This is a genomic window from Endozoicomonas sp. ALD068 (assembly GCF_049310145.1).
Classification (GTDB): Bacteria; Pseudomonadota; Gammaproteobacteria; order Pseudomonadales; family Endozoicomonadaceae; genus Endozoicomonas_A.
On record NZ_JBLYNU010000004.1, the window covers coordinates 6,606,965 to 6,633,663 of the forward strand.

Here is a 26,699-nt window from a genome sequence, read left to right on the forward strand (position 1 = left end):
TTTGTATATATCAATACTGATATGTTGTAGCTTATTGTTATTAGGGAGAATGTGTTTTTGCATATTGTCGGGAGGTTGCGTGAACAAAAGAACGCTGGAGCAGGCATTTAATGCAGTGTTTCATGAGAAAGAATCTTTCAATGACTTTTGTGTAATGAGTCAGAGTCAGGAGGTGCTAGCCTTTTCTGCGAATTCTCGGGATCTTTTCCGCCCATCGGTAAAACTCAAAAAGTATCTCAGATTTATTGATAAAGTTATCTTGAGGTATCTCAAGAGGGCTGATGATGTTGTCCATTCATATGTCAAAGGTAAAAGTGCTCTTACGGCTGTTCAGGCTCATGCAGGCAACTCTCATTTTTTTATGACGGATCTTAAGGCTTTTTTCTCGAATATTTCAAACGTCGATGTCAGAGAAATATTAGCCAGAAATGAAGCTAATGTACCGATATCAGACATAAAAGAGTATATACCTCTGTTAGTGGGCATGATGACATGGCAGGGGTCTTTACCAGTAGGGTTTCCTACGTCGCCTCAACTAAGTAATGCTTTCTTATTGAGTTTTGATCAAAAATTGAGTGTTTATTGTGCTGGTAGGGGTTATACCTATACTCGATACTCTGACGATATTGTTATCTCTGCTAAGACTTTCGATGGTTTTGAACATTTATCTGAAACTATTCAGCTTCTACTGGATTCTAATGCTTCACCGTTACTGACGTTGAATGATGATAAAACTCGTTTCACACATACAGGGAATAAAGTTAAAGTTTTAGGGCTTGTTGTGACTCAAGGAGGGAAAGTCACAATCGATTCTAAGTATAAAAGACAGCTTGAAATGTTATTACATTTTTATGTGACTGATAGAAAACGTTTTAACCGGGTTTTAGATGAGACGTTGACTGGAAAGGAACATTCTTTATTTGGTTTGTTACACTATGCCAGATCCATTGATCCAGGCTATCTGGAAAAATTGCAAAGAAAATATGGTGCTTATGCCTTACGTTCTTTGATGGAGGATAAGTGGCATGGCTGATGTTGTTGTAATTCGAAACATTAAAAATGTCTCGGAGTTGCGAGTTAGTTTTGACTTTCCTGACTCGAATATAATAGTTGTTACTGGAAAGAATGGTGTAGGTAAAACAACTTTGGTTAAAGCATTTAAAACTATCGTAAATCCAAAGGTTTTTGAAAGCTCTACCGTGCATAAAGCAATAAGCGAAGGAAGTGAAATTAAATTTGATCTAGATGGTTTTTCTCCCTTTTCTTATGCCTATCAAAGTAAATTGGGTGTAATTGACACTAAAGATTTTCTGCCTGAAGAGGGAGCGATTTTAGCGGAGTTACCTATTCCTGATGGGCAAAGGTTTCAGCATTTTTCAGCAATAGCAGCTCAGAACTCTGAAATATCTGTTCGTAATGCAACTCAAGATTATGAGAGGGCTGAAGAGTTAATCAAGTTTCTTCATGAGGTTTATGGGGATGATAAGTTTGATAACCTGAAAATGATTAATATAGGGAAAAAGAATTATTATTTCATTCCAAAAGACGATGCTACCTATATACGCGAAGATCACTTAAGCTCTGGAGAGTATTTTCTTATACAGATATTCAGGCTTGTGACATCAAAGGCAAAGCTCATTATTGTTGATGAGTTGGATGTAGCTCTGGATGCGGCTGCACAGGTGAAATTATTCCATGCTTTAAAGTCTTTGTTACGACAACGCGATTCACGCTTGATTGTTATTTCTCATTCGTTAGCTTTTATGAATACTGTAGATGATGGAGGGCTGTATTACCTTGAGAGTAACAATGATCAAGTGAGCTTGGAGCAGCGTTCATTTGGCTATATCAAGGCTGACCTATACGGATTTAAAGGGTTTGATCGTTACATCTTAACAGAAGATTCCGTATTGGAAGGTTTTATAGAGTTCATTATCAGACATTTCTCAATAATTCCATATTATCAGCATAAAACGATTGGTTTGGGTGGTGTCAACCAGTTGAGAATGATTGTTGAAAAAAATGATAGTGATCAAATTTTTTCAGATTCTAAGAATGTTTTAGCTATTGTGGACAGGGATGTGTTTTCTGAAATGTGCAAAGGTTACAGTGGTGAGTCAAGAATACTTTGTTCTCCTGTTCAGGATCTAGAGCTATTTATCTATGAGAATCGAGATGAGTTGTTTCCAGAAGTCAAGCTCCCTTCCTATAAGGAGTCGAGTCAGGCCAAGAAAGCTTCAAAATCGTATTGGAAGTATTTGGTAGCGGATAAAGGTCTAAATCTCAATAAGTTATACCTATTAATCGTTGAGCATAATGAAATAGAGACTAGAAAGTTAGTCAACGAAATTGACTTGTTCTTGAACTTGGGTGGTGCTTAGCGTTTTTTAAAAAAGTAAGTTGAATTGTTCCAGAAAAACTCTGACCTTTGACCAAGCGCTGGTCATGGGAATATTGAATACTATTCCAGAATCCTTTTGTCAAAGCTGTCGTTACCAGGATCTGGATCAGGGACTGAGTCTTGCTTTGTAGATGGTTCGGGATGGTGTTATCCGTGAACCCGCTGGCTAACATTGATCCCTTTTTTTTATGATGTGTCCCGTCCTGAAATAAGTTGACAACTTGTAGACTTATTATGAATATCCCTTTATTGGCCCGTGATTTTCACGTTACCAACCCAGCCCTCCCCGCAAATGCCTTACTGACCTGCTGGATAAGTATTTTTAAGGTGAAGAGGTCGGTCTACGGAAGCTTTTTTGGCACATGGCAATCATATCCATATAGCGATTCAGAAATTCTTGGCTATTCTCTCTCTGTACTTCGAATAATGAAATTAGCCAATGGCGTTCCTTTATTTTTCCAGAGCAGAAAGTCAACACAGATTGAATTGGTTTTCTATCAGACAAAAAGGGCGGATTTGGTATTATTGACCAAATTGTACAGAGAGACTTTAGTGCATTTTTACCGCTCATTGGTAGCCTTAATAGCGTTTGTTCTTTCATTAATAACAACGGTGGTTGCACAGTTATGCTATTCCTCAACCGTTATTGATCGGCATAGTCCTGATGGGTACAAGGTTCGGATTGAAATCAATGATGATGCAGATCCGCAGGATAAGGTTCAGTGGCAATTGATTTTGCTGCTCCTCGAAGGCTTCAATGACCGAAACAGCATTCTTTGCTTTAATGCACCTGTGGCGCCAGCAGATTCGAACAGTATCGCAATATTAGTCACGAACGACTTGAGCAACTATTGCTATCAGCTAACGATACTGTCAGAGGGACAAATACCCATTTTCCAGCATGTATCAAAAGGAGTCTCGGAAAATGGCATAACTGTTCGTTTGAAATCCACGACGGCAGACAGACCTGAGCTTACTTCAGTAAACACCGATCCGCTTCTGAATAACAAACCCCATGCTACCTCACTTATTCTTCTGGCCTATTCCGACAACATGACTGTCAGTGGGCTGGAAACGCAGCAAGCCCTGAATAACACAATGACATTGACAGGAGGCAAGCTCACTGGCATTGCTGATTTTTCCAGTGACGGGGGTGGTGGCTTTTTCTATTCGCTCCCACCCCCGCCTCCGCCCGGAGGCGGCGGCAGGCCGTCGGGGTTATTCGAAATAGACCTGCTTATCCTGAAACCCGTCATCACATGGTTGATGTCCATTGGCAAGGATTCTATTTCGTTTGACCAGCAGTCATCCCCGGCACACCTGAAAATTACACGCGTTAATGGCGATGGTTCTTCCAGCGAAGTCACAATACCCGTTAGCTGGCTTGACTTTCTCGATATTGAACAATTGATCGATGTTGATTTCTGGAATACTCTTCTTCGGCGTGCAGCCAATACCTGTCCTGCCAGCGAAAGTCTTCAGTGGCAGCTTGGCTGTTTCAAACTATTTCTTGAGAGTGCTGTCTTGAAGGCAGGTAATGGGGATGGACAACCCTCTTATAGCGTGTCCGATGCAGGACCTGAGAACGGAAATAACGACCATCAAGAGGAGGAAAGAGAAGAACCTGAAGATCAGGAGGGCCAATCATCTGGAGAAGACAGTGATGGTAGCGGAAATGAAAATAACAGAAAAGACGATGATGGTGACAAGAGTGAAAAAAATGCGACGACTCAAGACCTTCAGGAACTTGCTGACCAGCTTATTGCCATTATTGAGGGCAGCGATCGCAATGCAGTTTATAAGCTGAGGCAAATACTGGATGAACTGGACAGGCCTCAACGTTTACAGGTTTTGGAAACAAAAGGCACGAACATCAGGGGGAATACTGTCACTCCTCTTGAGGCGGTACTGGCACTGCCGCGTTCTTGCAAAGAGAATTCATTGCGCAACCGTTTTATCGAGCAGCTGATAGAAGCCACGAGCGATACAAAACAGACTTTGAATGACCTTGGTATTCTGTCTTCACTGCAACCGATCATTCCAACTGACGAGACACTGCTCAAGGTCGGCGAAAACAACCTGATGATTTTGCATAAGATTGTTCAGGACATCATTCATAGGGTCAATCAACCTGATCAACAGCCACCTATAGGACAATTTGAAAAATGTTGCTTTACTGAGTACTTCGTTCACTTGTTCCTGAACTATTCAAACCCCATTGAACTTATTCGTAATCTGTTAGGGAAAATATCAGATGTCGCTATAAGTCACGATATCATGATTTATGCACAATCATTTACATTTTCCACCTCTTTTCTGGATACCCTTATACGATTTGATCAGCACCCGTCATCCCATGAATTAATAAGCTTCTCAGAGAAACTGTACATGCAGTTGCAATCTTGCTCTACACCACAAGAGCCTCTGATCAGTAACAGTGATAATATTGCCAACGAAATAATTGCCATCAATGCAAATACATTCACAGATCCCATCCAGCAGGTTGATAGCTACCAGAGTACCTCGGGCTCTGTGGGCAGTTCCTCTAATCTAACAGCTGATAGATACTTACAGCAGGGAGCAAGGCCAAAACAGCCCGGGTTTGCTGATCGGCAAAATGACTCTTCCCAAAAGAGAGCCAGCCTTGGACAACCTCCAGACTTCCCGACGATTACTCCGGGAAATGCAGTGAATGCTGACAATAGCCCCGACGATCATCGGGCTAAAAATTTGAAACATAAATTGAATAAGTTAGAAGGTGTTGTAAGTAATTACCTCAGGCTTAGAAAAGCAATTGATCTGAAAAGAATCGCTAAGGAAAAAGAAGAGCAAAAAAGACAACAGATAGAAAGACAACAGACTGAAAAGTTAACAGTAGAGGTTCAAAGGTTAACAATAGAAAATCAAGGATTAACTCAGGAGGTTCAGGGGGTAAGAGCAGAGAATCAGGAGTTGGCTATAAAGAATCAAAATCTTACTGCAGTAGCTCAAAGGCTCTGGAAACGGGTGACCCAGTCAGACACTGAGAACCAACGTTTGAGGGAAAATATCGAAAAGTTGGAGGGAGAGCTCGGGAAACAACAAGAATTAATAGACTTAATGATCCAGCAAGCCCTCCAACAGGTGGCAGCAGCCAGTCCAGCGATGTCAGCCAGTGACCCGAAGAGTTCTGCTTCTTGCCCGCAGTCGAGCCTCCCTGATGTGAAGGCAAACCGGTCGGGTGGGGAGTTACCGCTATCTCGGCAAGAAAGCATAAAGCCAATGTGCGAACACTACCACAGGCGCTGCCTTGTGAAATTCAAGTGCTGTGGCCTTTATTTCCCCTGCCATAGATGTCATAACGCAAGCCCCCGCTGTCAAGCTGAAAATTGCAAGGCTTCTGACGCAACACACCTTCAATGTACAGTCTGTGAATATGAAGGTGAAATTACGGATGGTTCCCAGACATGCCCGGGATGCAACGAGCGGATGTCTGACTTTTTCTGTGCAAAGTGTAAACACTTCATCAGTGCAGAACTAAATCCGTACCACTGTGATAAATGCGGCATTTGTCGAGTATATGAGGAGAAAAACTATCACTGTGATGTTTGCAACATCTGCCTGAATAAAAAGTTAAAAGGTGATCACATATGCCGACCCGATTCAGGGCACGATGAATGCTGTATCTGTCTGGAAGACGCCTTCGGCGGCTGCCAGATACTACCCTGCTCCCACAGAGTCCATAGGGAATGCGCTGATGCGATGATTCAAAACGGAGTGACAAGCTGCCCAGTGTGCAGGGATCCCTTCCGGTTAAGGTGAATACCACATCTTCGTCACCCCTGGCCTGGAGATTGAATGCAGTGGTGGAAATATTAACCTTGCCAGGCTGTATTTGTGGATTAATGGCCTGAGGTTTGAGTGTGGAAACGGTCTGTTGTGGAAAATCTTCGCTTCGGCTATAAGCTTCTATTCTCAGGTGTTTGAGAGTTTCCAGACGGGCGCTGTAAAGCCTGATTGATGGGCAGAATGAAAGAGAGTCTCAACAATTGGCCTGTAAAATCAGGCAGTAGCTGAGTCTGGATGATTTTTAGTGGTATTCGTAGATTGGGTATATGAAAAAAATGAAGACGTTAAATTGTGCCGGAAAGTCTCTGACTTTTGACCGAACGCTGGTCATGGGAGTATTGAATATTACCCCGGACTCCTTTTATGAAAGCAGTCGTTATCAGAGTCTGGATCAGGTGCTGAGTAGTGCTGAGCAAATGGTTCGCGATGGGGTCGATATTCTGGATGTGGGTGGTGAATCCACAAGGCCAGGAGCAGACGGAACAGTCACCAGTGAGCAGGAGCTTGAGAGGGTTGTGCCTGTTGTGGAAGCTTTGAGAACGAACTTTGATCAGGTGGTCTCTGTGGATACCAGTTCTGCCCTGGTTATTTCTGAAGCCAGCAAAGCCGGTGCAGGCATGATTAATGATGTGCGTGCTCTGTTGAGGCCCGGAGCTCTTGAGGCGGCGGCCGCCACCGACCTTCCTGTCGTTTTGATGCATTCGCTGGTTGAACAGACAGAACCAGGCTTTGTGCCTCAATACGATGATCTGGTCAGCGAAGTGAATGAGTATCTGCTTGAGCGTGTCAGTGCCTGTGAAACGGCGGGTATTACCAGAGATCGACTGATACTTGATCCGGGATTTGGTGGCGGCATGTTTGGAAAAACACCTGCCCATGATCTGCAGTTACTCAAACATCTGGATCGTGTGCTTGCTCTTAACTTCCCGGTGTTGGCAGGAATGTCCAGAAAGTCATTCATTGGTGCTGTGTTGAATAAGCCTGCAGAGCAGAGGTTAAGTGCAAGTCTTGCCGTTGCTACTCTGGCTGCCCGGGCAGGGGCTCAAATTATTCGAGTTCATGATGTTGCTGAAACCGTTGATGCAGTTCGTATGGTAGATGCAGTCAGGAATGCTTAAGGTGTTTTAATCGCCTGCTCTTGTGGGCAGGCATTGGCTCTGATTCTTTTTTCTATTTCTCCCTTTTTTCGCAGCGTTGGCTCTAAGCGCAGGTAGGGAGAATTTTGTCATTTGTAAGACAATCATTTCTATTAAGTCTGTATGACAGTCATGTCATAATTCAGAGTATATCTTCAGTATTTTTTGTTCTGCGACGCCATCATGGCAAAGCAGAATATCGCCTGTTTTCACCTGTCACTCCTTTTTGTCTAGCCATTTGAGAGTGCTGTCTGACAGCGGATTCAGGCGCCAGATTATTGCATAAGGGTTGCTTTATGGGTCGCAAATTTTTCGGCACCGATGGTATTCGAGGCAAGGTGGGTGAGTTTCCTATTACCCCGGATTTCGTTCTCAAGCTGGGCTGGGCTGCGGGTAAGGTTCTGGCAGCAGAGGGCGAGGGTAAAGTCGTTATTGGTAAGGATACCCGTATCTCCGGCTACATGTTTGAGTCTGCTCTGGAGGCCGGTCTGTCTGCGGCGGGTATTGACGTATGTTTGACCGGCCCTATGCCGACACCTGCTATCGCTTATCTGACCCGCACTTTTAATGGTCAGGCCGGAATTGTAATCAGTGCCTCTCATAATCCTTTCTACGACAACGGTATCAAGTTCTTTACCGGTAATGGCAGCAAATTGCCAGACGATGTTGAAGCAAAAATCGAGGCTCTGATAGAAGGTGTTATTGAGGTCGTTGACTCTGGTGAGCTGGGTAAAGTGACCCGACTGGATGATGCTTCCGGTCGTTATATCGAATATTGCAAAGCCAGTACTGTCTACCCTCTCGACTTGCGTGGCATGAATATCGTGATTGATGCCGGTCATGGTGCTACCTATCAGGTGGGTCCTGCTGTGTTCAGAGAGCTGGGTGCCAATGTTCAAGCCATTGGAATTAACCCGAACGGTTTGAATATCAATGAGGGTTGTGGTTCTACCCAGCCTGACAATCTGGCTGAAATTGTCAAAGAACGTGAAGCTGATCTGGGAATTGCTTTTGATGGTGATGGCGATCGAGTCATCATGGTGGATGACAATGGTGAGATTGTTGATGGTGATGAGCTGCTGTTCGCTATTGCTCTGGATCGTCGTCAACATAATGAGCTGAAGGGAGGGGTTGTCGGCACTCTGATGACAAACCTGGGAATGGAGAAAGCTCTGGAAGCCAACAATATTCCTTTTGCCCGAGCCAAAGTCGGTGATCGTTATGTCAATGAGTTACTGCTGGAGCATGATTGGCAGATAGGTGGTGAGTCCTCCGGTCATATCATCTGTAGAGATGTGTCCACCACCGGTGATGGTATTGTCTCTGCGCTGCAAGTTTTGAAGGCCGTAGTTCGTTCAGGTAAAAAACTGTCTGAGCTGCGTAGAGGAATGAGCAAGTACCCGCAGACCATGATTAATGTCCGGGTAAAAGAGAAAAAAGACACTGATAAAGTACCGGGTATTGTTGCCGCTGTGCAACAGTCTGAAACTGAACTGACAGGTCGTGGTCGTGTGCTCTTGAGGCCTTCCGGCACTGAGCCTGTTATCCGTGTCATGGTAGAGGGTGAGAATGCCGAAGAAGTTCGTGCTCACACCGAAAGACTGGCCATGGTGGTTGAACGGGAAATGTCCTGATTCTCGTTTTACAGGCTGGCTGGATGATTTCCAGTCAGTCTGTTGCTTTTGAAGTTTATTATTGATCTACGACAGTTTTAAGCAACCTCTTGCTTCTCTGAATTACTTTCCTTAGGTAGGATAAAAAACCGGCGTGTCAAATTTGTACGGGTCAGTCTACCCGGACTTGACTGCTGTTGCTCGAAAGAAAAATAAAAAATATTTTACAGGGGAAATATCATGCGTTTTGTCGCTGCCCTCTTTATGCTGATCCTGCCAGCGTTCTCTTTTGCACAGAACTACTCCATTGGTACCGGTGGTCAAAGTGGTATTTATTATCCGCTCGGTGGTGCACTGGCAAAAGTTTGGTCTGATAAGGTTCATGGGGTTAATGTAAAAGCAGAAGTTACTGCCGCTTCTGTTGAAAATACTATCAAGGTTGTTCGTGGCGATATGCTGGCTGGCATTGCCATGGGGAATGTGGTTCTCGATGCATACAGGGGTGAAGGCAAGTTTCCCGGTGAGATGCCGGTAAAGGTGTTGTTTGCCCTCTATCCAAATCTGGTTCACGCTTTGACCCTTCAAAGTTCTGACATCGCCAAACTGTCTGACCTCAAAGGTAAGCGGGTTTCTTTGGGTGCACCGGGTTCCGGGACCGCTGTTACCTCTGCTGCACTGTTGGAGAGTGTGGGTGTTGATCCCAAAAAAGATATCCGCGCTGTTTACCTGAATTATTCTGAAACCACCAATGCACTGGCTAATGGTCAGGTTGATGCGGGCTTTATTGTCGGTGGTCAGGGAGTAGGCGCTGTAACCCAAGTCGCTCTGACTCACCCGATTCGTGTCCTGCCAGTCTCTGAAAAAGAGCGTGAGAAATTCATTGCTGAAAACCCTGCTTACAGCAGTTATACCATTCCGGGTGATGTATACAACGGCGTTGAGGCGGTTGATACCCTGAGTATCTGGAATGTCCTCGTCGTGCGAGCTGATATGTCTGACGACATGGCTTTCAGCCTTACTAAAGCAGCTTTTGAAAACATGGATGATGTTCGCAAGGTGGTAAAAGTGGCCGAAGCCACTACCAAAGGCAATGCCACTCGCCTGTCCGGTGTGCCTTTGCATCCGGGTGCTGAAAAATACCTGAATTCCATCAATTGAGTTTTCGGGTGGCCGAATGAATAAAGTCGTGATCAAAGCGCTGGGTTATCTGGTTCTTGTCTGTGCAGTACTTCTGTCTGTGTTTCAGATCTGGCAGGGGATTACCTCGACGATTTCTGCCACCTATTTCAGGCCGGTTCATCTGGCCTGGGTCATGGTGCTGATATTTCTTCATTATCCTTTGCTGAAAAACGAAGAGAGTCGTTTTTTTGTGCCAGTCAGGCTGTTTGATTTGATTCTGGCCCTGGCTACTGTGGTGGCGGGCTTTCGAATTATTAACTTTGACTACAACGATGTTAACTATCTTCTGTATGGTCTTTCCGATTATGACCTTTATGCTGGTGTCGTCTATGTGGTGCTGATGATGGAGGCCTGTCGTCGGGCTGTAGGCTGGGTGATGGTGTTCATAGCATTGTTGTTCCTGGCTTATAGTGGTTTTGGGGATATGCTGCCAGGTGCTCTGGCAACCAAGAGTTACAGTGTTCAGGAATGGGTGCAGTTTCAGATCTTTTCCAGTAATGGCGTGTTTGGTTCTGCGCTGGGCATTGCGGCCACCACTGTCTTTATCTTTGTTCTGTTTGGAGCCTTCCTTGAGGTAACAGGCGCAGGCAAGTTCTTTATTGATCTGGCATTTGCTATTGCCGGTAAATACCGGGGAGGGCCTGCCAAGGCAGCCGTTATTGCTTCCGCTGGTCTGGGTTCTATTTCCGGATCTGCTATTGCCAATACGGTGACCACTGGCTCCATCACCATACCGATGATGAAAAAACTGGGTTATAAGCCAGAACAGGCTGCAGGTATCGAAGCCGCTGCATCAACCGGTGGGCAAATAATGCCACCTATTATGGGGGCAGGTGCTTTTGTGATGGCGCAATTTACCGGTGTGCCCTACAGCGACATCATGATTGCCTCCATTGCGCCTGCACTGCTCTACTTCTTCTGTACACTGTTGTACGTCCATATCATGGCCTGCAAACTTGAATTGCCAACAGTCAGTCGGACTGAAGCGGTATGGAGTGTCATGAAGCAGGGTGCTCACTTCCTTCTTCCCCTGGCCCTGATTACTAGCCTGCTGATGATCGGGTACTCGCCTCTTCTGGTGGGCGTGGCCGGTTGTGCGGCTATTCTGGTGGCGGCGTCACTGAGAAGTCATAGTCGTATAGGTGTCAGCAAGATCATTGAAGGGCTTAAGTCGGGTGCGCTGCTGGCCTTGCCTATCTCTGTTGCCTGTGCAGCGGCAGGAATTATTGTTGGGGTAGTAGGACAGACCGGTATTGGGTTGCAGTTTACGCAGTTCGTTATGGCACTTTCCGGTGGGTATATGTTTACTGCGCTGATTCTCATCAGTCTTGTTGCCCTGGTGCTTGGAATGGGATTGCCTGTCACTGCTGCCTATATAGTATTGGCGGTAATGGCTGTACCTTTGTTGGGTGATTTTGGATTGCCTCTGTTGACATCGCATCTGATGGTTTTCTGGTTGTCTCAGACTTCCAATGTAACGCCTCCTATCGCTCTGGCAGCGTTTGCGGGAGCGGGTGTTGCTAATGCCAGTCCAATTAAATCTTCCGTTGAGGCGTTCAAGTTGGCGGCGGGCTTATTTTTGATTCCGATTATGATGGCCTATACCGGTTTAATTAATACTGGAGAGGATTTTGCCGGATTGGTTATCGCGGTTGCCCGGACAATAGCCATCATTATTAGCATGGCTGTTGTTGTCGAAGGTTACCTGATTAGAAGATTAAGCCTGTTGGAAAGAGGTTTGGCCTTCAGCAGTTTACCAGTTCTACTGTTTAATCCTGCGGGTTTAGGCTTTTTGGGTATTTTTCTTGTAATGATGCTGTTGTTAATGCAGTGGCGAGCAATTGGGGCTGTGTTGCGTTCTCATTCGAGTTGAGTGATATGGGCCGGTCGCGCTCTCATTCATCAGCTAATGTGCAGTACTCTGATATAAAGTTAACGTTCTTGAAGGCTATTCATGCACTGGCCTTGAATGAGCAGGAGTGATTCTCTAAGTGCTTGACTGGTTATGAGTTTATTGATTTTCATCCGCTGTTGGAAAATTGCCAGTGAAAGGTGTCAGCACAGTTGTATAACAAAGGAACTTGGGTTAGTATGCCGACCTCGCGAATGTTGAGGTGAGCAGTATGCGCCAGCCACTGGTTGCCGGTAATTGGAAGATGAATGGATCTCTCGAAGAGAACCGTCAATTACTGGGTAAACTTGTTTCCGGTCTTGATACTAAAGCTGAAGTCCTGGTTTGTCCTCCTTCGATTTATGCTCAAGGCATTTGCGAAATATTGGCTGTTAGTGCTATAAAAGTTGGCTTGCAGAATGTCTCTGACAAGACATCTGGCGCTTATACTGGCGAGGTTTCGCCTCTGATGGTCAAAGATCTTGGTATTGAATACGTGATCATTGGTCATTCTGAGCGTCGCTCTCTGTTTGGAGAGGGTGATGAGGAAGTTGCTGCGAAATTCTGTGCTCTGGCTGATCAGGGTTTGGTGCCTATCCTTTGTGTGGGTGAAACTCTGCAAGAGCGAGAAGCTGGCAGCACCATGAAGGTGGTGACAGCTCAGGTCGAAGCTGTGCTGCGGACTGCTGGTCCGGAGCGTTTGGCAAATTTTGTGATCGCTTATGAGCCTGTATGGGCTATTGGAACCGGGCTGACTGCAACACCGGAACAGGCGCAGGAAGTGCATGCTGTGATTCGCAGCTTGCTGGCAGAACATGATCAGGCTATGGCTGGCAGAACTCGTATTCTGTACGGTGGTAGCATGAAAGCAGCTAATGCTGCAGACCTGATCGCTTTGCCGGATGTTGACGGTGGTCTTGTGGGGGGAGCCTCATTGGTTGCTGAAGAGTTCCAGGCGATCTGTCGCGCTGCAGGATAGTGATGGAAACCATAATTCTTATTGTTCATGTTCTTGCCTCTGCTGCCGTAGTCGGTCTGATTTTGTTGCAGCAGGGTAAGGGTGCGGAAGCCGGTGCCAGTTTTGGGTCCGGTGCGTCACAAACAGTGTTTGGTAGTCAGGGTACTGGCAACTTTATGAGTCGTACTACGGCGATTCTGGCAACGGTGTTTTTTGTGACCAGTTTTGCTCTGGCTATGGTGGCCAGGCAAAAGGCAGACAGTATCGGTGATGCAGGTGTGCCAGCTGTAGTTGTTGAGGAGTCCGTTCCGGCCGGTGATGCACCGATCGCTCCGGAAGCCGCTTCAGAAACGAGCTCAGGTATAGGCTCAGAAAAGGGTGTCGAGAGCGATGCTCCTGTGATAGAATCACAACCCGTCGAAAGCGACGAGCAGAATAAAGATCTGTCTCTGCCTCCAGTCCAGTAAGGACTAGCTTTAAGCAGGATGTAGTGGTGGTGTTTGCCCAGGTGGTGGAATTGGTAGACACGCCGTCTTGAGGGGGCGGTGGCCTAACGGTCGTGCGGGTTCAAGTCCCGCCCTGGGCACCAAATTGCCATTAACTTTTTCAGTAAATGGAAGAAAAGAATTTGGTTTAGTGTTGTAATGATTAAAAGGCGTATCTACAGTTATGGCTTGTGAAGCAGGTTTTTAGCTGGCAGTATACTGGAGTAGGTTTGATGCGGGGTGGAGCAGCCTGGTAGCTCGTCGGGCTCATAACCCGAAGGTCGTCAGTTCGAATCTGGCCCCCGCTACCAAATAATTAAACCCCATTATGGGGTTTTTTATTAGGTGCGTCAGAGTCTTTTGTTGGGCTTGAGGTGTCGGTCTCGACAGGGCTCTGGGAGTCTATTGAATTCATGTCTGATGGCGTGACTTTGGTAGGTTAATTAGTTGCGTCCAGCTGGAAAACTGGGTGCATAGAAGAGACAGGGCTTTTAAGCCCTTTTTTTGTTTTTGCAGACAGGTGTTTCCAACGTGGCAGGCAAGCAGTCGCAGCTGGAAGCATTGATTGGACCCGTGGTTGAATCCCTTGGCTATCAGCTTTGGGGAGTTGAGTTCAAATCTCAGGGTAAGCAGTCAATGCTTCGCATTTATATTGATTCCCTTGATAAAGAAAAGGGAATTCAACTGGATGACTGTGAGGTCGTCAGTCGCCAGGTCAGTGGGGTTCTCGATGTGGAAGATCCCATTACGGAAGAATATACCCTCGAAGTCTCATCGCCCGGAGTGGACAGGCAGCTGTTTACTCTTGAGCACTTTGTAGCCTGGGCGGGGGCAGAAGTTAATGTGCGTTTGAGGGTGCCTTTTGAAGGGCGTCGCAAGTACAGGGGTATTGTAAGAGGGGTTGAAGATCAGGACGTGGTGTTAGTTGTCGATGATCACGAACTGCTTCTTCCCATTGAGAGCATAGACAAGGCTCAGGTGATACCGAGATTCGACTAACTTCAGACTCAAAACTGGTAATGACCAGATAAAAGATTGAGAACAAGGTTCAGGCCGGGTTGTTAGCCGTTGTCTGCAATAACAAAGTTGATTACAGGCAGGGGTCTTCCCGGTTAACGGCCAGGGAAGTGTTGGCAAAGGCATGGACTGGTTCAGCATAGGCGAGGCAGAGCATGAGTAAAGAAATTCTGTTGGTCGTTGAGTCCGTTTCCAACGAGAAGGGCGTTCCACCCGAAGTGATCTTCGAGGCTATGGAAATTGCTCTGGCGACCGCGACCAAAAAGCGTTACGAAACCGAAGTTGATATCCGGGTGGCGATTGACCGCAGCAGTGGTGAATACGATACCTTCCGTCGTTGGACTGTAGTTGCTGACGAAGATTTCGAGTTTCCTGGCATGCACTTTACCCTGGATGAGGGTAAGGAAAAGGATGAGTCACTGGAAATCGGTGGTGTCTGGGAAGAGCAGGTTGAGTCTGTAGCATTTGGACGGATAGCAGCCCAGACTGCCAAACAGGTTATTGTTCAGAAAGTGCGTGAAGCTGAACGTGCCCAAATGGTTGAGCAATATCGTGACAAGCTGGGCGATCTGATTAATGGAACCGTAAAGAAAACGACTCGTGACAGTATTATTGTTGACCTTGGCAACAATGCTGAAGCAGTCATGCGTAAGGATAGCGTCTTGCCACGTGAGAACTTCCGTATGGGAAGTCATGTAAGGGCACTGCTCAGTGAAATTTCCACGGAAGGTCGTGGACCGCAGCTGATGCTGTCCCGAACTGCGCCTGAAATGCTGATTGAATTGTTCCGCATTGAAGTGCCAGAAATTGCTGAAGAGGTTCTGGAGATCAGGGCGGCTGCCCGTGACCCGGGCTCAAGGGCAAAGATTGCCGTTAAAACCAATGACGGTCGCATTGATCCGGTAGGTGCTTGCGTAGGTATGCGCGGTGCTCGTGTACAGGCGGTATCCGGCGAGTTGGGTAATGAACGTATCGACATTGTTCTGTTCGACGAAAACCCTGTCCAGTATGTGATTAATGCCATGCAGCCTGCAGAGGTTGCCTCCATCATCGTTGACGAAGATTCCGGAACTATGGATATCGCAGTCAGTGAAGATAATCTGGCCCAGGCCATTGGTCGTAGTGGTCAGAATGTTCGACTGGCCAGTGAGCTGACTGGCTGGAAATTGAACGTTATGACAGAAGCTGAAGCCGCTGCCAAACAGGAAAAGGAAGCGGACAGGTTTAAACAGAGTTTTATTGATCTGCTCGACATTGATGAAGAACTGGCGCAGCTGCTGGTCGACGAAGGATTCACCACCGTTGAAGAAATTGCCTATGTCCCACTGGAAGAGATGGTGGCAATTGAAGGCATGGATGAAGACATCGTGGAAGAGCTTCGCACTCGTGCGAAAGACAAGCTGCTGACCCAGGCCATTGCTCGAGAAGAAAAGCTAGATGGCGCACAGCCAGCTGAAGACCTTCTGACTATGGACGGTATGGATGAGGAGCTGGCACTGGAGCTGGCCAGCCTGGGTGTCATTACTATGGAAGATCTGGCGGAGCAGTCCATTGACGACCTTCTCGAAATTGAAGGTATGGACGAGACGCGTGCGGGTGAATTGATTATGACGGCGCGTGCTCCCTGGTTCGAGGAAGCTGGTAACTGAGCGGGCCACTGAGAGGAGAAGTGTTAATGGCAGAAGTAACCGTAGAACAACTCGCGAAGGTGGTCGGCGCTCCGGTCGAAAGGTTGCTGCAGCAGATGCAGGATGCGGGCCTGAAGCAGACAAAGGCTTCGGAAGCCGTGTCGGATGCAGAAAAGAAGCAGTTGCTGGCTCACCTGAAAAGCATTCACGGTGATCATACAGGTACTGCTGAGCCAACCAAGATCACCCTCAAGCGCAAAACTGTCAGTCAGATGAAAGTATCTGGCGGTGGTGGCGCTGGTAAGAAAAAAGTTGTCAATGTAGAAGTTCGCAAGAAGCGTACCTACGTCAAGAACGAAAAAGCGGAAGAGCAGAAGCCGGAAGAAAAGCGGGCTCGTGGTGACTCACGCCGTGATGGTGATCGTCCTCAGCGTCGTGACGGCGATCGTCCTCAGCAGCGTCGTGACGGCGATCGCCCACCGCGTCGTGATGGTGATCGTCCTCAGCGTCGTGATGGTGATCGCCCACCACGTCGTGATGGCGACCGCCCACCGCGCCGTGACGGAGATCGTCCGGCTCGTCGTGATGGTCCTTCTGCACCTGGCTTTGATCCAGCAGCAGCGCCAATGCCGACTCCGGAAGGTGATAAGCGAGGTCGTAATCGTAAAGCCAAAGATCGCCGTGATGAGCCCCGTGAAGAGCGCGGTCGTCGTGGTGAGAAGCGTGGCGGACGTAGCGCCGGTCGTAAAGACGATCGTCGTGGGGGCCGTAAGGCAGCTCGAACTATCACGCCTGAATCCATGGCCGCTCACGGCTTCACCAAGCCAACCGCTCCGGTGATACGTGAAGTCTCAATTCCTGAGACCATCACTGTTGCTGAACTGGCGCAAAAAATGGCCGTGAAGGCCGCTGACGTCATCAAGGCAATGTTCAAGATGGGCTCCATGGTGACCATCAACCAGGTGATCGACCAGGATACAGCGTCCATCGTGGTTGAAGAGATGGGTCACACCTTCAAGTTGGCTAAGGCTGACAGCATTGAAGACTCCCTGACTGAAAATCAGGAAGGTAGCGTAACCGAGTTTGAAGAGAGGCCTCGTGCACCGGTTGTCACGGTAATGGGTCACGTTGACCACGGTAAGACCTCCCTGCTGGACTATATCCGCAAGAGTCGTGTGCAAGCTGGCGAGGCCGGTGGTATTACTCAACACATTGGTGCTTATCATGTAGATACGCCACGCGGTATGGTGTCCTTCCTGGATACTCCTGGACACGCGGCCTTTACCGCTATGCGTGCTCGTGGTGCCAAGGCAACGGATATCGTCATTCTGGTGGTTGCAGCTGACGATGGTGTTATGCCTCAGACCGAAGAAGCGGTTCAGCACGCCAAGGCTGCCGGTGTTCCTGTGGTTGTTGCTGTGAACAAGATCGATAAGGAAGCTGCAGATCCTGATCGTGTGAAGAATGAACTGGCTGCGAGGGAAGTCATTCCTGAAGAGTGGGGTGGTGACACCCAGTTTATTCATGTATCGGCTCTGACCGGTCAGGGTATTGACGAGCTGCTGGAAGCGGTGCTTCTTCAGGCTGAGGTTCTTGAACTGTCTGCTGCTGACGAAGGTCCGGCTAAAGGCGTGGTGGTTGAATCCCGTCTGGATAAAGGTCGTGGCCCTGTCGCTACGGTTCTGGTTCAGTCCGGTAACCTGCAACAGGGTGACAACATTCTGGTAGGTCAGCAGTACGGTCGTGTTCGTGCGATGCTGGATGAAGACGGTAAGGCGATCAAGGATGCAGGTCCTTCCATCCCGGTTGAAATTCTGGGCTTGGACGGTACGCCTGATGCCGGTGATGAGCTGATTGTGGTTAAGGATGAGCGTAAGGCTCGTGAAATCGCACTGTTCCGTCAGGGTAAATACCGTGAAGTCAAACTGGCTCGTCAGCAGGCTTCCAAGCTGGAAAATATCTTCTCCAGCATGGGCTCTGAAGAGAAGAAAACTCTCAATATCGTTCTGAAAGCAGACGTACGAGGTTCTCTGGAAGCTCTGACGACTTCTCTGGAAGAGCAGGGTAATGATGAAGTACAGGTTAAGGTTATTTCTGGCGGCGTAGGTGGTATCACTGAAACCGACGCTAACCTCGCTCTGGCTTCCAACGCTGTTATTGTCGGCTTTAATGTTCGTGCTGATGCCTCTGCCCGCAGGGTGATTGAGGCAGAAGAACTGGATCTCCGCTACTACAGCGTCATCTACGACATCATCGAAGATGTTAAGAAGGCTCTGGGCGGTATGCTGGGCTCCGACACCCGTGAGCAGATTGTTGGTACCGCAGAAGTGCGTGACGTCTTCCGTTCTCCGAAGTTCGGTGCGGTGGCTGGCTGTATGGTTATTGAAGGTACTGTTTACCGCAACGACCGTATCCGTGTTCTGCGTGACAACGTGGTTATCTTTGAAGGCGAACTGGAATCCCTGCGTCGCTTCAAGGATGACGTGCAGGATGTGCGCGAAGGCATGGAGTGTGGTATCGCGGTTAAGTCCTACAACGACGTTAAGCCAGGCGATAAGATCGAAGTGTACAAGACTGTTGAGGTCAAGCGTACTCTTTAATCAGGCTCGGCCGATCTCATTCGGTTGCCCGTCAAAGAAGCCCGCAGAAATGATTGCGGGCTTTCTCATATCAGCAGGATTGAATCCCCAATGGCTAAAGAATACAGTCGAACCCAGCGGGTGGCGGACCAGATTCAGAAAGAACTGGCACAGCTGATCCAGCTGGAGATGAAAGATCCCCGTCTGGGTATGGTCACTGTCAGTGCGGTAGAAGTTTCCCGCGACCTGGCTTTTGCCGATGTTTTTGTTTCTTTCCTGGGTGTAGACGACCAGAAAGGCGTCAGTAACCAGAAAAGCGCTGATGAGGACCTTGAGGTGCTGCAGAGTGCTGCCGGATTCCTGCGCAGCCAGCTGGCCCGTTCCATCAAGTTACGTAGCATTCCCCAGTTGCGTTTCCGCTATGACAATAGCCTGAGGCGTGGGGCGTATATGAGTGAGCTGATTGCAAAAGCTCGTTCTGGTGACAGTGATCATCAGGGTGAGTCTGAGGAGTAATGGATGTCTAAACGCAGACGTAGCCGTGGCCGCAGGGTGGACGGTATTGTTGTTGTGAATAAGCCCAAAGGTGCCAGTTCCAATGACGTTCTGCAACGCGTCAAGGGGCTTTATGGTGCAGCCAAGGCCGGTCATACCGGCAGTCTTGACCCTCTGGCCACAGGCGTTTTGCCGATCTGTCTGGGTGAGGCGACCAAGTTTTCACAGTATCTGCTGGAGTCCGATAAGTCCTACAGGACGGAAGTAAAGCTGGGTATCCAGACGGAGACCGGTGACCGTGAAGGTGAGATTGTTGAGCAGCGTGCGGTGAATGTTACCCGCTCTGATATCGAGACTGTCCTTGATCGTTTCCGTGGTGAGGTTGATCAGGTTCCCAGTATGTATTCAGCGTTGAAGTACAATGGTGAGCCCCTTTATAAGCTGGCTCGTCAGGGGATTGTTGTTGAGCGTCCGTCTCGCCGAATCACTATCTATCGTCTTGAACTGCTGGATTTTGAAGGTGACAGGTTAATCCTTGAAGTGGACTGTTCCAAGGGCACCTATATCCGTACACTGGCTGAAGATGTTGGTGCGGCTCTTGGTTGTCTGGGGCATGTTGCCGAACTTCACAGAATTAAAGCCGGTCCATATACTGAACACCAGTCTCACACTTTGGAAGAGCTCGAAGACATTCGTGACGGCGGTGGTCACAGGGCTCTGGATGAGCTCTTATTACCGTTGGATACTTCCGTCAGTGACTGGCCTCAGATCCGTCTGGGGGCAACCAGCAGCTACTACATCAGTCAGGGGCAGCCTGTTCAGGTACCTCAGGCGCCAACCAAAGGGAATGTCCGTATTTATGGCCAGGAAGAGGTTGAAGGGCAGGAAGTCTTTCGATTCCTGGGGATTGGTGAGATTGATGAAGACGGTCGTGTCGCTCCCAGGCGGCTGATCAATTCTGGAAACTGAGGCAGATTTTCTGGCGTGGTGGTTTTAACAGACTGGCTTCCGGTTGGAAGTTGGTGTTAGAATGCCCCGCTTGGTTGACAGCAGGTGCTGTTAAACTTTGAAGGCTGGCTGTAAATATGCACGGTCTTGCCTGATTGTGAATGCATATTAACTGGAGTACAAAACAATGGCTTTGACTGCCAAAAAGAAAGCGGAAATCATCAAGAAATTCGGTCGCACTGAAGGCGACAGCGGTAGCCCTGAAGTTCAGGTTGCTCTGCTGACTGCAAACATCGAAGGTCTGCAGGGGCACTTCAAGGCAAACCACAAGGATCACCACTCCCGTCGTGGTCTGATTCGCATGGTAAACCAGCGTCGCAGCATGCTGAACTATCTGAAGGGTAAAGACGTTGAGCGTTACCGTTCCCTGATCGAGCGTCTGGGTCTGCGTCGCTAATAGCGCCTGTCTCGCTATTGACCTGGATTCAGGATTCTACTTTGGGTTGTTCTGTCATGTTCAACTCAGGGTTGAACAGGATACATTGAACAGTTTTGTGTCTGATAAATGTATTTCTGTGCAGCTAAAGCACCGCCGGCTTCCGTTGTGAGGCAGGCGGTGTTTTTGCATTGTTGATCACAGGAAAAAAGAAAAATCAGTGTGTTGTAAAAAGCAGCAAGGTGTTGCTGATAAGCTGTGAAATCTTTATTGCAAATAAGTGTATAATAAGGTTCTGACTTTTCTTGTGGTTAAAAAAACCATAAAGACGACATTGCTTTTACGGTTTTAAAGAGAGGGATTACCCCTCTCAAGTGCCTGACCAGGTACTTATACCAATCGTATTTTCTAACTCCCGCAATGAGCATGGAGATTTGAGCCTTAAGACAAGGCGGCGTGAGGAGTCATAGCCTTAGCTATGGCGACGATCGCCAACGCAGGATTAAGGCTCAAATCTTCAGCGCAATAGGGAGTTAGAAAGTTCGATTGGTATTACATGTCAGCACTCTGGTCGTCAGTAGAGGGTGCAATTCCAAGTCTGTCTGGATAGGCGGGGTCTGTACATTATCCAGAAGGTTTAGAATTGCATCTGTCACGCCACTATGACCGGGTACTGTATTGGTTCATTCACACTCAATAGGAAAACGTTGTGAATCCGGTAATTAAAACATTTCAGTTCGGTGATCAGACCATCACTCTGGAAACTGGCCGTGTTGCTCGTCAGGCTTCAGGTGCCGTCCTGGCCAAGATGGGCGATATTGCTGTTTTGGCAACCGTAGTGGGTGCCAAGCAGGCAAACGAAGGTCAGGATTTCTTTCCGCTTTCTGTGCACTATCAGGAAAAAACATACGCTGCTGGTAAAATACCGGGTGGTTTCCTGAAGCGCGAATCCCGTCCAAGCGAAAAAGAAACTCTGACCTCCCGTTTGATCGATCGTCCTATTCGTCCTCTGTTCCCTAAGGGGTTCATGAATGAAGTGCAGGTTGTCTGTACTGTCATGTCTACTGACAAAAAGAACGACCCGGACATTCTCGCCATGGTCGCTACTTCTGCGGCTCTGGCTGTATCAGGTATTCCTTTCGATGGCCCTATTGGTGCTGCGCGCGTTGGTTTCAATGAAGAGAAAGGCTATCTGCTGAACCCTGACTATGAAGAGCTGAAGACTTCAGAGCTGGACATGGTAGTAGCGGGTACCAACGACGCTGTTCTGATGGTTGAATCTGAAGCCCAGGAGCTGACAGAAGACGAAATGCTGGGAGCAGTCTTATTTGCTCATCAGGAATACCAGACCGTCATCCAGGCCGTTAAAGAGCTGGCTGCAGAAGCTGGCAAGGCTCGCTGGGAGTGGGAAGCGCCAGCTGAGAACACTGAGCTGAAAGAAAAAGTAGCGTCCTTCGAAGGCAAAATGCGTGAAGCTTACCAGATCACCATCAAGCAGGATCGTACTGCTGCCGTAAAATCGCTGCGCCAGGAAGTGCTGGAAGCCATTGCTGGTGAAAACAGTGCTTTCGACACTTCTGATGTTGAAAAAGCCTTCGGCAAGCTGGAGAAAAATGTTGTACGTGGCAACATCATCAGCGGTATGCCTCGTATCGATGGCCGTGATACCAGGACGGTCCGTAACATTGGTGTCGAGATCGGCGTTCTGCAGAAGACCCATGGTTCATCCCTGTTCACCCGCGGTGAAACTCAGGCCATCGTTACCGCCACTCTGGGGACGACTCGCGACGCTCAGATCGTTGACAATCTGGAAGGTGAAGTCAAAGATCCATTCATGCTGCACTACAACTTTCCTTCATACTCTGTAGGCGAGTGTGGTCGTATGGGAGCGCCTGGTCGTCGTGAAATTGGTCATGGTCGTCTGGCTCGTCGTGGTGTTCAGGCGGTTCTGCCTACTCAGGAAGATTTTCCGTACACCATCCGTGTTGTTTCCGAGATCACAGAATCCAACGGTTCCAGCTCCATGGCTTCGGTTTGCGGTTCCTCCCTGGCCCTGATGGATGCAGGTGTGCCTCTGAAAGCACCTGTAGCCGGTATCGCCATGGGTCTGGTTAAAGAAGGTGATCAGTTCGCTGTTCTGACCGACATTCTGGGTGATGAAGACCACTTGGGTGATATGGACTTTAAAGTAGCGGGTACTTCTGAAGGTATTACTGCCCTGCAGATGGATATCAAGATTGCCGGTATTACGGAAGAGATCATGGAGATTGCCCTGGAGCAGGCTATGCAGGCCCGCCTGCACATTCTGGGCGAGATGAACAAGGTCATCAGTTCTGCTCGTACGGAACTGAACCCGAATGCGCCTATGACCATGTCTCTGAAAATTGACCCGGACAAGATTCGTGACGTGATCGGTAAAGGGGGTTCTACTATTCGCAGCATCTGCGATAAAACGGGTGCGTCCGTTGATATCGACGACAGCGGTATGGTACAGATCTTTGCCGAGAACAGCGAGAAAGCCAAGGCTGCCTATGACATGGTCTATGGCATAACTGCCGAAGCCGAGATTGGTAAGATCTATACCGGTGAAGTGACTCGTATTCTTGACTTTGGCGCATTCGTCAGTGTTTTGCCCGGTAAAGACGGTCTTGTGCACATTTCTCAAATCGCCAATGAGCGTGTTGAGAATGTGACCGACTACTTGAAAGTTGGCCAGACTATCGACGTTGTGGTGCTGGATATTGACTCCCGTGGTCGTATTAAGCTCAGCATTAAAGAAGTTGAGCGTGCAAGAGAACAGCAGGGCTGATCTTGAGTGCGTAACTTTCTAATAAAACAGGAGCCAGTGGCCCCTGTTTTATTATCTCCCTATCACACCGCTAAATCGCTGAACTCCCAAGCTGTAAGTCAGACTTCATTAGAACCAGTTTTTATAAATCATTTATATAATTTGCTATTAAACCCACAAACTCAGAGCCAGATCTCATAAGAATCGGTTTTTATAAGTCATTTATATTCTATTTATCATTGAAATAAAAACTATACTGTCGTCTTGTTGAGTGTTACGAACAGGCTTTTAACCGGGTTTTACCGTAACTATGGTCGAGGAGCTTAAGCATGAAACGAGTTTTAGGGGCTCTACCCGTGCTGGTCTTATCCATCGCTGTGAATCACAGTGCAATTGCTTTTGCCGTTGAGCAGCGCCAGGGAGGGCTTACGCACTCAGATTCAAAGCAATCAAAAAATGAAACGCTTCTTCCATCCGTTTCGGGTCCGACACCTCCGCCGGGCGACTCAAAAGCTGAGAAAAGGGATTCTGTTGATACCTCGTCAGGTCAAATTGATATTAACAACAGCTCCAGTGCGCTATTGCAGGGCACACAGGATCCAGTGGATTATCAGAAAGCGATCATCGATGAGAACAACCTGATTCCTTTTGGTGTTGATGAGGATAACTACACTGACGCTAAGAAAAAGCCAACACTTCTTTGGGCAAGGGCGACTTTTCTTAAAAAAAAGCACCCCCCTCACCTTAATGAAGGTGATCTCCGGCCGGCACTATTTCCGTTAAACACTTCCTCCTATAACTGGGCCGATCCCTTCGGGACTGCGGTCGTAAAGTGTGGTTCCCCACTGCCGGCACCTTTAACCAAAAAGGGTCGCTGCAATGATCAGCAAGCGACCGGATTCTGTCGAGTCAAGTTAGAGTGGGACGGAGGGGTCTATACCCTCGTTGGTATGCTGGCCAACACACCCGATGATTTCAGCGGATGCCTTTTATCGGGTAGAATAACAGATAATTTCCTGGTATCCTTGGGGGTTGAGGCTCTGCTACCCAGAGACATTCTGGTCACTGACGAAGAATATTATCAGATCAATGTTACTTATCGCAGAGGCTCCTACCGATTTCGGAAAGAGCCTAGGCATCCGGTACTCTTTGCATCGACAGTACTCTTGTCTGGGAGTCTGCGTCATGAAACTTTGTGTAAAAATGATGCCAGCCCCGGAACCCAATGGTACAGCGATTACAGCGATGGGGTTCGTGAAAGCGGAGATGGATGTGCAGGACTGATAGCTGGTGCTAACCCATCAGGCTCTATGCTCCATTTTATCCCTATACGAAAGAAGGCCCTTCCAGTCAAGCAGTCTCCTGTTGTATGGCAAGCAATGGAATCTGAACAAGATATCAGAGGAGTCAATCTTGATGTTTATGAATACTTTTGCTCCCCCAGAAGGCCTTACAAAGAGTTTATCCTGGGCTCACTGGCAGGGCAGGGATCTGATAAGTATTGTGGATATATAGGTACCAGTGGAAAAAGTGGCTACGTCGCTACCAATCAGGATGGCAGTATTGCTACTGATTACCTGAAACCTGTGATTAATGGTAGGATTGGCTGGAAGGCTTTTGAGGATAATCTGCCTGACGAGGCTATTATTGCCGGTTACAGCGTTGCAGGTTTTAGCAGAAGAATAGACAGGGTACCGGTATATTTTTGTCGTTTTATGAATAACGGTTTCAAAACCTTCGGCCAGTATTTTAAGGAGGGCAAAGTCTGTAAAGCATCATTTGCAACGCCCTGCGGAGACTCCAACGCCCTGGTTACTTCAGATACCTTTGAAATTCTAGTCAGGAAGTGACGGGCAGAACCAGGAAGGCTGCAGACGGAATGTCAATTGTCGTTATTTGGGCAATGGTACGGCCCGCACTGGCTAATGAACAAGTCATTAAACGTTTCAATGAACTGCCCTATGTTCATTTCAATGATGCCGGTACTGGCAGGGCTTCTCTCAGAAGTAGACCTGAGTCCTTCGATGTTAAGTGGGATTGTGTCTTTGGTTATGTCGAATATGTACGGTACAGCATGTTTCAGGAGGTCCTTCACTTGCGGCCTTGTCAGGCCATAGGCGACTCCATAGCTGAAATGCCCCGGATTACTCCTCATGACTTCAAATATTACCCTATTTTCCGAGGAAAGAGGCTGAGTATGTTGATTAATGGTAATCAGATTTTCAACTGCATCAGACTCACCTTCAGGGTCTCGGATGTAAACGATATCTTTTTCTTTGTCATAGCCAATCAGGCTGTAGGCGTGTTCGGTTCTAATTTCTGCGAACGGTCTCAGCCCCAAGAGAGCTGAATGGGGTGGGCTAATGGAAACAGTGGCTGCTTTTTCATTATCGACAAAAGAATTAAGTTGCTTCTTCAATCGCTCCTGAGTTTGAAGTTGCGGGTTGACGAAATCGGTAAGCGATCCCATCAGTACAGTCAAAACTGATTCTTCATCTAACCCGTCCAGTTCTGAGTATTGATGATACTTGAATCTTGCCGGGCGATTATATCGATTTGCATTAATGAAACGTTTCGACAGGTGGGCGTAAGCGGCTTCCAGAATAGCCAGCCAAACACCACCATCACGTGTTTCGGCAAAGTGTGAGTAGCGCTCAACTTCTCTGAATTGGATCAGCGTGCCATCATCAATCCCCGGAAAAACAATGTCAAATGTTCGTTCATCCGTCGTCGTATGGAAGTAATTGAATATTAGTCTTTTTCCGGTTTCAGAGCTGGCAATTGAGGCCAGTGAGGCAATCAGAACACAATCTGGAAAATGTTTTTGCAGTAGATTGTCGGGAGTAATACTGGTCAAGCCGTGGGGGAAAAGCCGTTTATAGGCGTTGTTAAACGGTTGCCGTTCTGGCCTGGCAAGCCAGGTATCCCAAAATCCGTTGTCCTGCTCGTAGTGATACTTTGCGGCCTGCCCCGACAGTTCAGCCAGCTCAATACTATCCCTGCTTAATAAAGCGGTAACAGGGTTTTGCCATTGCTCGAAATTAACAAGGTAAAGCCTGATGGTCTGGTAAAGGTCTTTGTTCAAATAGGGAGCATGATAACCCTCAATCAGTTCATCTTGGGAGAGCAGGCCATCAGAGTCTTTATCAAGTGCACCTGCCAGCTCCGGAAAGTAGCGGTATGCCGAAGGGTAACCGGGTGAAAATTCGCCACTAAATACCTGGACAGTAAAAAAGAGCAGACTGGTCAATAATAAAGTACGTAAATGGTCCATCCTGTTAATTCCTGTAATAAGCATCCTGCTGTTAAGCCATGCC

18 protein-coding genes and 2 tRNA genes are annotated in these 26,699 nt (G+C 47.8%); 19 read left to right on the top strand and 1 reads right to left on the bottom strand.

Annotated elements, in window-relative coordinates; translation table 11 throughout:
* Nucleotides 1-79 precede the first annotated feature (79 nt).
* The 19 genes from ACO6V5_RS23840 (at nt 80) to ACO6V5_RS23930 (ending at nt 25,232) form a co-directional block, all read left to right on the top strand.
* On the top strand, nt 80-1,033 hold the full coding sequence (locus ACO6V5_RS23840; RefSeq protein ID WP_422135257.1) for a reverse transcriptase domain-containing protein: 954 nt from the start codon (nt 80-82) through the stop codon (nt 1,031-1,033).
* Nucleotides 1,026-2,381, top strand: a complete 1,356-nt coding sequence (locus ACO6V5_RS23845; RefSeq protein WP_422135256.1) for an AAA family ATPase — start codon at nt 1,026-1,028, stop codon at nt 2,379-2,381. Before ACO6V5_RS23840 ends, ACO6V5_RS23845 begins: the two co-directional genes overlap by 8 nt.
* A 572-nt stretch (nt 2,382-2,953) precedes the next feature.
* The gene (locus ACO6V5_RS23850) at nt 2,954-6,202 is read left to right on the top strand and encodes a CHY zinc finger protein (protein ID WP_422412830.1); all 3,249 of its coding nucleotides are present in this window, start codon (nt 2,954-2,956) and stop codon (nt 6,200-6,202) included.
* 293 nt (nt 6,203-6,495) lie between these two features.
* Nucleotides 6,496-7,347, top strand: coding sequence for a dihydropteroate synthase (gene folP / locus ACO6V5_RS23855; protein WP_422442501.1), 852 nt, complete (start codon nt 6,496-6,498; stop codon nt 7,345-7,347).
* Between the two features lie 314 nt (nt 7,348-7,661).
* Complete coding sequence (gene glmM / locus ACO6V5_RS23860; RefSeq protein ID WP_422135253.1) at nt 7,662-8,999, top strand: phosphoglucosamine mutase; 1,338 nt, start codon at nt 7,662-7,664, stop codon at nt 8,997-8,999.
* 219 nt (nt 9,000-9,218) lie between these two features.
* Entirely contained in the window at nt 9,219-10,136 is a 918-nt protein-coding gene (locus tag ACO6V5_RS23865) for a TAXI family TRAP transporter solute-binding subunit (protein WP_422135252.1), read from the top strand.
* Between the two features lie 16 nt (nt 10,137-10,152).
* A complete protein-coding gene (locus tag ACO6V5_RS23870; RefSeq protein ID WP_422135251.1) occupies nt 10,153-12,030 on the top strand; it encodes a TRAP transporter permease in 1,878 nt (625 codons plus the stop codon).
* A gap of 250 nt (nt 12,031-12,280) precedes the next feature.
* A complete protein-coding gene (tpiA, locus tag ACO6V5_RS23875) occupies nt 12,281-13,027 on the top strand; it encodes a triose-phosphate isomerase (RefSeq protein ID WP_422135250.1) in 747 nt (248 codons plus the stop codon).
* A 2-nt stretch (nt 13,028-13,029) separates the two neighbouring features.
* Nucleotides 13,030-13,473 (top strand): preprotein translocase subunit SecG, encoded by a 444-nt coding sequence (gene secG, locus ACO6V5_RS23880; RefSeq protein ID WP_422135249.1) that lies wholly within the window; start codon nt 13,030-13,032, stop codon nt 13,471-13,473.
* Between the two features lie 35 nt (nt 13,474-13,508).
* A tRNA-Leu gene (locus tag ACO6V5_RS23885) sits at nt 13,509-13,595 on the top strand.
* A 130-nt stretch (nt 13,596-13,725) separates the two neighbouring features.
* Nucleotides 13,726-13,802: transfer RNA gene (locus ACO6V5_RS23890), tRNA-Met, on the top strand.
* 220 nt (nt 13,803-14,022) lie between these two features.
* Nucleotides 14,023-14,490, top strand: coding sequence for a ribosome maturation factor RimP (gene rimP / locus ACO6V5_RS23895; RefSeq protein ID WP_422135248.1), 468 nt, complete (start codon nt 14,023-14,025; stop codon nt 14,488-14,490).
* Between the two features lie 173 nt (nt 14,491-14,663).
* Nucleotides 14,664-16,157 (top strand): transcription termination factor NusA, encoded by a 1,494-nt coding sequence (gene nusA / locus ACO6V5_RS23900; protein WP_422135247.1) that lies wholly within the window; start codon nt 14,664-14,666, stop codon nt 16,155-16,157.
* Nucleotides 16,158-16,183: 26 nt separating this feature from the next.
* Nucleotides 16,184-18,736 (top strand): translation initiation factor IF-2, encoded by a 2,553-nt coding sequence (gene infB, locus ACO6V5_RS23905; RefSeq protein WP_422413243.1) that lies wholly within the window; start codon nt 16,184-16,186, stop codon nt 18,734-18,736.
* A 90-nt stretch (nt 18,737-18,826) separates the two neighbouring features.
* Nucleotides 18,827-19,231 carry a 30S ribosome-binding factor RbfA gene (gene rbfA, locus ACO6V5_RS23910; RefSeq protein ID WP_422135245.1) on the top strand — a complete coding sequence of 135 codons (405 nt, stop codon included), beginning with the start codon at nt 18,827-18,829 and terminating at the stop codon, nt 19,229-19,231.
* Nucleotides 19,232-19,234: 3 nt separating this feature from the next.
* Entirely contained in the window at nt 19,235-20,179 is a 945-nt protein-coding gene (truB, locus tag ACO6V5_RS23915; protein ID WP_422135244.1) for a tRNA pseudouridine(55) synthase TruB, read from the top strand.
* Between the two features lie 166 nt (nt 20,180-20,345).
* Nucleotides 20,346-20,615: a 30S ribosomal protein S15 gene (gene rpsO, locus ACO6V5_RS23920; RefSeq protein WP_422135243.1), complete on the top strand. Its 270-nt coding sequence runs from the start codon at nt 20,346-20,348 to the stop codon at nt 20,613-20,615.
* Nucleotides 20,616-21,303: 688 nt separating this feature from the next.
* Nucleotides 21,304-23,403: a polyribonucleotide nucleotidyltransferase gene (gene pnp / locus ACO6V5_RS23925; RefSeq protein WP_422135242.1), complete on the top strand. Its 2,100-nt coding sequence runs from the start codon at nt 21,304-21,306 to the stop codon at nt 23,401-23,403.
* A 308-nt stretch (nt 23,404-23,711) separates the two neighbouring features.
* Nucleotides 23,712-25,232 (top strand): hypothetical protein, encoded by a 1,521-nt coding sequence (locus tag ACO6V5_RS23930; protein WP_422410228.1) that lies wholly within the window; start codon nt 23,712-23,714, stop codon nt 25,230-25,232.
* A gap of 32 nt (nt 25,233-25,264) precedes the next feature.
* On the opposite strand, the gene ACO6V5_RS23935 is transcribed toward ACO6V5_RS23930, so the two are convergent.
* Nucleotides 25,265-26,656, bottom strand: coding sequence for a hypothetical protein (locus tag ACO6V5_RS23935; RefSeq protein WP_422410230.1), 1,392 nt, complete (start codon nt 26,654-26,656; stop codon nt 25,265-25,267).
* Between the last annotated feature and the right edge of the window lie 43 nt (nt 26,657-26,699).